General features: G+C 59.6%; 5 protein-coding genes. 3 read left to right on the top strand and 2 right to left on the bottom strand.

Annotated features, from left to right (window positions below):
* Positions 1–74: 74 nt before the first annotated feature.
* Positions 75–1,484 carry an undecaprenyl-phosphate glucose phosphotransferase gene (locus tag ACYQ1H_RS02075; RefSeq protein WP_460026393.1) on the bottom strand — a complete coding sequence of 470 codons (1,410 nt, stop codon included), beginning with the start codon at positions 1,482–1,484 and terminating at the stop codon, positions 75–77.
* Positions 1,485–1,747: 263 nt separating this feature from the next.
* On the opposite strand from ACYQ1H_RS02075, the gene ACYQ1H_RS02080 reads away from it, so the two are divergent.
* From ACYQ1H_RS02080 to ACYQ1H_RS02090, 3 genes are all read left to right on the top strand, one after another.
* The gene (locus ACYQ1H_RS02080) at positions 1,748–3,361 is read left to right on the top strand and encodes a GumC family protein (protein WP_460026394.1); all 1,614 of its coding nucleotides are present in this window, start codon (positions 1,748–1,750) and stop codon (positions 3,359–3,361) included.
* Between the two features lie 100 nt (positions 3,362–3,461).
* Positions 3,462–4,916 (top strand): oligosaccharide flippase family protein, encoded by a 1,455-nt coding sequence (locus ACYQ1H_RS02085; RefSeq protein WP_460026395.1) that lies wholly within the window; start codon positions 3,462–3,464, stop codon positions 4,914–4,916.
* A gap of 66 nt (positions 4,917–4,982) precedes the next feature.
* A complete protein-coding gene (locus tag ACYQ1H_RS02090) occupies positions 4,983–6,317 on the top strand; it encodes a VpsF family polysaccharide biosynthesis protein (protein WP_460026396.1) in 1,335 nt (444 codons plus the stop codon).
* 6 nt (positions 6,318–6,323) lie between these two features.
* Here ACYQ1H_RS02090 and ACYQ1H_RS02095 read toward each other — a convergent pair.
* A partial coding sequence (locus ACYQ1H_RS02095) for a DUF2490 domain-containing protein (RefSeq protein ID WP_460026397.1) occupies positions 6,324–7,059 on the bottom strand: 736 nt, incomplete at its 5' end.

Raw genomic sequence — 7,059 nt, forward strand, 5'->3', positions numbered from 1 at the left:
CTGATGGTTGGACATCGACGGATCGCAATGCCCTTGGTTTCAATGTTGATGGCGCTTGGGTGACTCGATCCGGGTCAGTAGGCATTGTCACCCTTGATCACGGCCCCGAAGGTCTTGAGGATGATCAGAAAATCCAGCCAGAAGCTCCAGTGTTCAATATAGTAAAGATCGTACTCGAGGCGCTGGGCCATTTTCTCGGGCGTGTCGGTCAGACCGCGCTTGCCATTGATCTGGGCCCAGCCCGTGATGCCGGGCTTGACGCGTGTGCGGGACACGTATTCGTCCAGGATCTTGGCGTACTCGTCGTCCATTTCCACCGCGTGGGGACGCGGCCCCACGACCGATATGTCGCCCACCAGAACGTTCCATAGCTGCGGAAGCTCGTCCAGACTCCAGCGCCGCAGGAACTTGCCGACGCGGGTGGCGCGCGGATCGCCGGGGCGTGCCTGGATCATCCTCTCGGCCGCGGCGACGCGCATGGAGCGGAATTTGTACATGTCGAAGCTGCGGGTGTTGAAACCACCGCGCCGCTGCGCGAAGAAGATCGGTCCGGGCGAATCCAGCCGGACGGCCAGTGCGATCAGGGCCATGACCGGCGCCAGTACGATCAGGGCGAGGCTGGCAATGACGATATCGAGAAGCCGCTTTAGCCACGCCGCCCATGGGCCGATCGGGCTGTGGATGACACGCAGCAAGGGAACCTCGCCCAGGGTCGAGAGACGCAGATCTCCCGACTTCAGCCCCAGGCTTTGCAGCGGCATCATGTTGACGTAGATGTCGATGGGCGTCACCCGCAGCTTGTGGATGAATGCCTGTATGCGCTCCTGAGCCCGGAGCGGTATGGCGATCAGGACCTGATCGACGCGATTGTCCCGAATCAGCCGCAGCAGGTCGTCAGTATTGCCGGCTCTTTCAAGCCGAGGTTGCTCAGGGGAGGCCTGCTGGTCGCGCAACGGGTCGCTGCGGTCGTCAAACAGCCCGATGAGCTCGAATTCGCGGGAAACGCTGCCATGGATGCGGGCGGCCAGTTCCTGACCCTCACTCCCGGCTCCCACGATGGCCAGGCGTGTGACGGATATCGACCGTAACCAGCCGGCCCGGTAGGCCATGAGCAGCAACCCGCGGAAAAGCCAGAGCCCCAGGAGGCCGATCAGCGCCCAGATCAACCACCAGCGATTGACGATATAGTGAGCGGTACCCGTGATGGCCAGCACGGCCGCCAGCAGCACGAAGACCCGCAGCCACCAGTAGGCGGTTCGCTTGAGGCATTCACGCAGAACGCCGCAATATCCCACGTCATAGGCTTTGACGTCCCGCATCTTCAGAACGAAGACCAGCGGGATGGCCACGGTGAGAAATTGATACTCCGGCAGCACTTCGGCATTGCCGCCGAATACCAGCCACAGTGCTATCCGGGATGACAGCATGCCCCAGCCAAAATCCAGCAGCATCAGGGCAATTTGCAGATAAACGCGGGAACCCATCGGCTCGATCCTCACCCGTCGTGGCATTGAGTTGCCATGCTACCATGTGCCCTGCTGCGCATCTTGGGCAAATGATTTTTCTTCTGAATTTACAGCTGGTTACCTGATGTTTTCGGGGCTGATGCGTGAGCGGGACGGGTTCCCGGGCAGCCTGCGGTCCCGCGCCTGTGACCGCGGCTTCCGTACTTTGCCGGCGGCTGCGCGGCCGGCGAGGCGTCAGCATCTGGATCCTCTCGTCCACCCCGGATGGTGAACCCAACCCTATGTCGAATCATGTGAACCTGGCCGACAAGGTCGCCCGCAACTTTTCCCCGACGGGCACCGGGTATGGGCTGCGCGAACTGCTGACGCAAATCTTTCGCGAGAAACGGCTCTGTCTGGCCGTATTTCTCATCATTGGCCTCATCGGCATACTGGCAGGTTCGATGGCTGGGAAGGTTTATACCGCCGAAGGCCGGGTGCTGGTATTGCCGAGCCGTGCCTACACCATGAAGCAGGAAGTCGGCAGCGACAATATCTCGCTGAGCATGACCAGCGAGGAGTTTGTTCTCTCGGAGGCCGAGATTTTCAAGAATCGGCAAGCCATCTGGCAAGCCATCAAGCTGACCGGCCTGGAGCGCCTCTATCCTGACATCGCTAGGAAACTCCGGCGTTCACGCCCTTCTTTCTGGCAAGGCCTGGTGGGCGCCGTCAAAAACGGACTGGGTCTTGAGTCTGCCCCCCTGAGCCGGCGGCAGAAGATCCGCGCCCGGCGGGCGCAGCTCATGGATCAGGCCGTCGTCCGCTTCGAGAAAGCGCTCAAGGTCTGGAGCATCAAGAATGCCAACGTCATTCTGCTCAATTTCCGGCACAGGAATCCCTTCGTCGCAGCGGATGCCCTCAACGCCTTGATGGCGTCCTATCTGGATACCCGCCACAAGATTTATGCCCAGACACGCTCGGAAGTGTTCAGGGAGCAGAGGGAAAAAATCGCGGATCGACTCAACGAAAAAGCACGCGAAATCGAGAACTTCAAGCTGGCCCATCGGATCAGTGACTTCGAGGACCAGAAGTCTTTGCTGATCCGGCAGCAGGCCGAGTTGCTGGGTAGTCGCATGGAGGCCGAGACCAGGCTTCGGGAAACCGAAAGCCGACTGGAGGCGCTTGGTGCGAAATTGGCCACGACGCCGGCCGAGGTGGCCCTTTACCAGGAAAATATCCGCTCGGAGAATAGCGACTCGGCCCGCGCCACCTTGATCACCCTGGAAGCGCGCCGCAACGAGTTGCTGACCAAGTTCACGGAGGATAGCCGCTACATCCGCGATATCGACGATCAGATCCAGGCGCTCAAGCAGAACATGAAAGCCCTGCCGCCGACCGAGTCAAGGCATCGGCGTGTGGGGCGAAATCCGATTCTCGACGCGCTGGAATCCGATTTCGCCATGCGGAGCGTCGAAGCGGCCTCCCTGCGGGGGCGATTGAGCAGCCTGATCGCGGAACAGAACTCGCTCAATGACAAGCTCCAGCAATTCGACCACCTGGAGAAGGATTTCAAGAATCTGAAGATACAGCGCGATTTTCTGGAGGATAACTTGAAGGTCTATGCGCAGAAAGTCGAGGAAGCCATGATACTCGAAGAAATGGACCGCCAGAAAATGGATAATGTTCGCATCATCGATTATCCACGCCCTGTCGAACAGGGGTCCAATCTTTTTCTGATGATCAGTGTTGCGGCGCTCTTGATCGGTGCTTTCATGGCGCTCGCTGCCGCCCTGATCAAGCATTATTTCCGGCAGGTCTTCATCGCGCCAGAGGAGGTTGAGCGAAAGCTCGGCCTGCCTGTCCTGGTCACCGTTCCCTTCAAGGCCGATCTGACTGTCCCGGTCGGCAAGACCTGATGTTTGCCATCACGGCAGGCGCGGAAGATTGCCAGGCACCGGCCCTGTGCCTGGCCGATGACCCGACCGACGGGCGAATCGCCAAGGCCGCTGCCGGATCATGAAAACCCGCGGCTGGCATTTCCATCTCACCAGCTTGGCGCCGGCCAATTTGCTGCTGGCCGTTGTCGGGCTTGGCGGTCTGGCCTTGTATAGCCGATTGATGACGACCGAGCAGTATGGCGCCTATGTTCTTGCCCTGACGGCGCAATTGCTGGGGCAGTGGTTGCTGTTCAGTTGGCTGACGATGAGCGTGGCCCGCTTCACGCCCCGCATGAGGAAGCCGCGGCAAGCCCGTGAATTGCTCACCACCGTCTATGCCATGGCTCTCATGGTCGGCCTGGCCCTGATGGGTCTTGCCTGGGGGCTTGACATGCTTTACCCGGAAGGGTCGGGCCGTTACCGCCCGCTTGTCTTTGCCACCATGAGCATGATGGTGTGCCGCAGCATGGCTCAGATTGGCCTGGAATCCCATCGCGCCAACCTGCGGATTGGTCGCTACAGCTTGCTGGAGTCGAGCCAGGCGCTGGCGGGCCTGGGTTTTGGCTACGTGCTGGTCAGCCGTGGTGCGGGCCAGCCGGAATTTGCCTTGTGGGGTAGCGCACTGGCCAATCTGGGGCTTTTGGTGGTGGATTTACCCTGGATCCTGCGCAACCTTCGCCCGGGCTGTTTTTCCCGGCCTCTGTTGCAATCAATCTGGCAGTATGGCTGGCCCATGGCGGTATCGCTGGTGCTTTGCATGTCGCTGGCCAGCCTCGATAGATTCCTTCTGGGCTACTTGACCGGTGAGGAGGCGGTAGCGCTCTATGGTGCCGCTGTTTCCATAGCCGAAAGACCCCTGTCGATCGCCTTTAACTGGATTGGTTCGGCTACCATTTCCTTGAGTTTCAACGCGCATGAGCGCGAAGGCATCAGCGCTGCGAACGCCATCATGCAAGGGGCTCTGGTCACTCTGATTTTACTCACCTGGCCAATGGCGTTCGGGCTGGCCGCCCTGGCTGAGCCAATCGCCACTTTCATGCTGGGCAGGGAGTTTCACCAAGGTGTTGCTAATCTATTGCCATGGGTTGCCCTGATCGGACTCCTGAAGGGTTTTGTGGATCACTACTTTGCCCAGACATTCCAGCTGACGGGCAGGACCGCGGCGCTTTCCGGAACCTACGCCGCTGCCTTGGGCGTCAATTTGCTGGCCAACCTGATCCTGATACCCGCATTCGGTCTGCCCGGCGCCATCGCCAGCGCCGTCCTGGCCTATGTCACGGCGATGATCCTGCAAGTGGCGTTGGCCGATGCCGGTTTGCGCCGGCGGCCCCCCATGATGGACATGTTGAAGGCCTTGCTTGCCTGTGGCCTGATGTACGGAGTGGTTCGCCTGCTGGCCTTTTCCGGCACGGTGCAGGGTTTGCTGCAGGGTGTCGGCGCGGGTGTGCTGAGCTATGGTCTCGTCGCCTATTGGCTCGACTTGGCCGGGATCCGGAGGCGCATTGCCCGGGGTTTGGCTGACCCCAAACGGTGATGACACGCTTCCATGCCGCCTGACATGCCGCCGGCCTTCCGGGCAACCCCGACGACAGATCCGGCGATGAGCGCATATCCGCTGTTGCCTGCCACCGGCAGCGTTTCACAAGCTGCCGGACTGCTTGCCCTCATTCTCTACTACGTCATGCCGGCCAATCTGCTGGTTCTGCTTGGCATACCCTACAACGTCCCGGGTGGCGCCTTGCCTTTCAAGTTTCATCCGGGCAGCTATCTGATTGCCCTGGCCTTCGTGGCGACCATGGTTCGCCGCGATCCGATGGGCCAGTTTGTCGCCCTGTCACGTCAGTTCCCGGCGCTTGCAGGGTATGCACTCATGCTGATCGGCATCATGGTTTACACCACGATCCGCTTCGGCACGGGCGGGGTCGGATTCTTCATCGATACCCTGTTTATCCCCTCGCTTCTGGTCGCGCTATTGTATCTCTCGCCCGATACCTACCGGCAGCGTCTTTTCTACTGGATACTGGGGTTGACTCTGGTGAACGCGATGCTCGGCATCGTGGAATCGGCAACGCAGCGGCGCCTCCTGCCCTACATGATTGGCGACGAGGAGGTTGTTGAGGATTTTTTCCGCTCCGCGGCGTTGACCAGTCATCCTCTGGAGAGCGCTCAGCGCACGGTCCCGGTCCTGTTCGCATGCCTGATCCTGCCGGTTGGCTGGCGCATTCCCTGCCTGCTGGTGCTGTTCCTTTCCTTGTTTGCCTTTGGCAGTCGTGGCGCCTTCGGTGCAGCCCTGTTGTTCATGTCCACCTGGGCGGGGTATGCAGCCTTCCGTGCGATGGTTGCCTCCAGGCTCGATATTCGCTGGTTGATCTGGGCTAGCCTGCTGTTGCCACTTGTCCTTGCTGCCGGCGGATATTCCGCCTGGAAACTGGATCTGGGCGCCCGCATCTTTGAAAAGCTGTTCTGGGACGATAGCGCGGCCAGCCGGCTCGAATCGGTTCAGCTGCTGGATGAGCTGACCCTGGGGCAGTTCCTGTTCGGTGCGGGTACCGATGGACTGGCGCAGTTGATCGATGCCAAGGGTGGCTACTTCAATATCGAGAACTTCTGGGTGGTTTTGCTCATCCAGCTCGGTATTTTCGCCTTCGTGCCGTTTGCCCTGGGGCTGATTGGCCTGATGGTCAGCGTGGCACGCAAGGGGCCGACGCCGGTGCGGTTGGCGGCATTCGTCTATTTGTTGCTTGCTTCCAGTAACGATGCGCTGTCCCACAAATCGCCCAACCTGAGCCTGCTGCTGGCGACCCTGATCGGGGCCACTGCCGTTGCCCGCACGCACCAGAATCAGGAGCCGATTCACCCCGGCCAGCATGAGCTCTATCGGAACCATCTCCGGCGCCTGCGCCAGCCGGTTCGTGAGCCTATGTCGCGGCCATGACGGACGTCAGTCGTTGGGGACATCGATATAGAGATTCAGCGATACGAGGTCAAAGTCGCGATCATAGACGACATCTCTGTTGAGGTATTGGTTCATGTAGCCGATTTCCGTGCGCCATACCTTGTCGAATTTGTATCCGACGCCGACAAAGACACGATTCTGGTCTATGCCGGAAACCGGGCCCCAGTTCACGGTATTGGCATTGACGAATAATTCGTCCGAGCCAATGAGTGACCATTTGTCGTCCAGGGGGTAGGCGAGCTTGAACTGCTGGCGAAAACGTACCCCGACTTCTCTGCCATTATAGCGACCTTCGCTAAGGTTTACGGTACGCTGCTCCAGCCGGGATCGGGAGGAAAAACTACCGATTGGGGTTGGCGTTGAATAGGTATATTGTTCCCAGGCACGGTTCTCGTTGAACGGGGATTCTAGTTTCGCGTAAGGATCCTTGACGGTCTGGAAGGCATAACCAACGTGGACGCTATGATTGTCATCGAACTTGTAGCCTATCGCATCATGCGTCACCATCGCGGCCAGAACCATGTTGCGGTCATTGTTGCCCGGGTATCCATATTGTTGTGCGGCACGCAAGGACAAGTCCGCGTAGTAGAGCCATGGAGAATCCTTGGCAAATTTTCCATTGACGATGACATTGCCCCACATGCCGAACAGCTGTTCGGTGCCTTCTACTCCGTCGGCCCCGCCGCCTCCCGCCAGAACCGGGACAGTAAAGGCCGATAAC

This window comes from Methyloparacoccus murrellii (assembly GCF_054657115.1).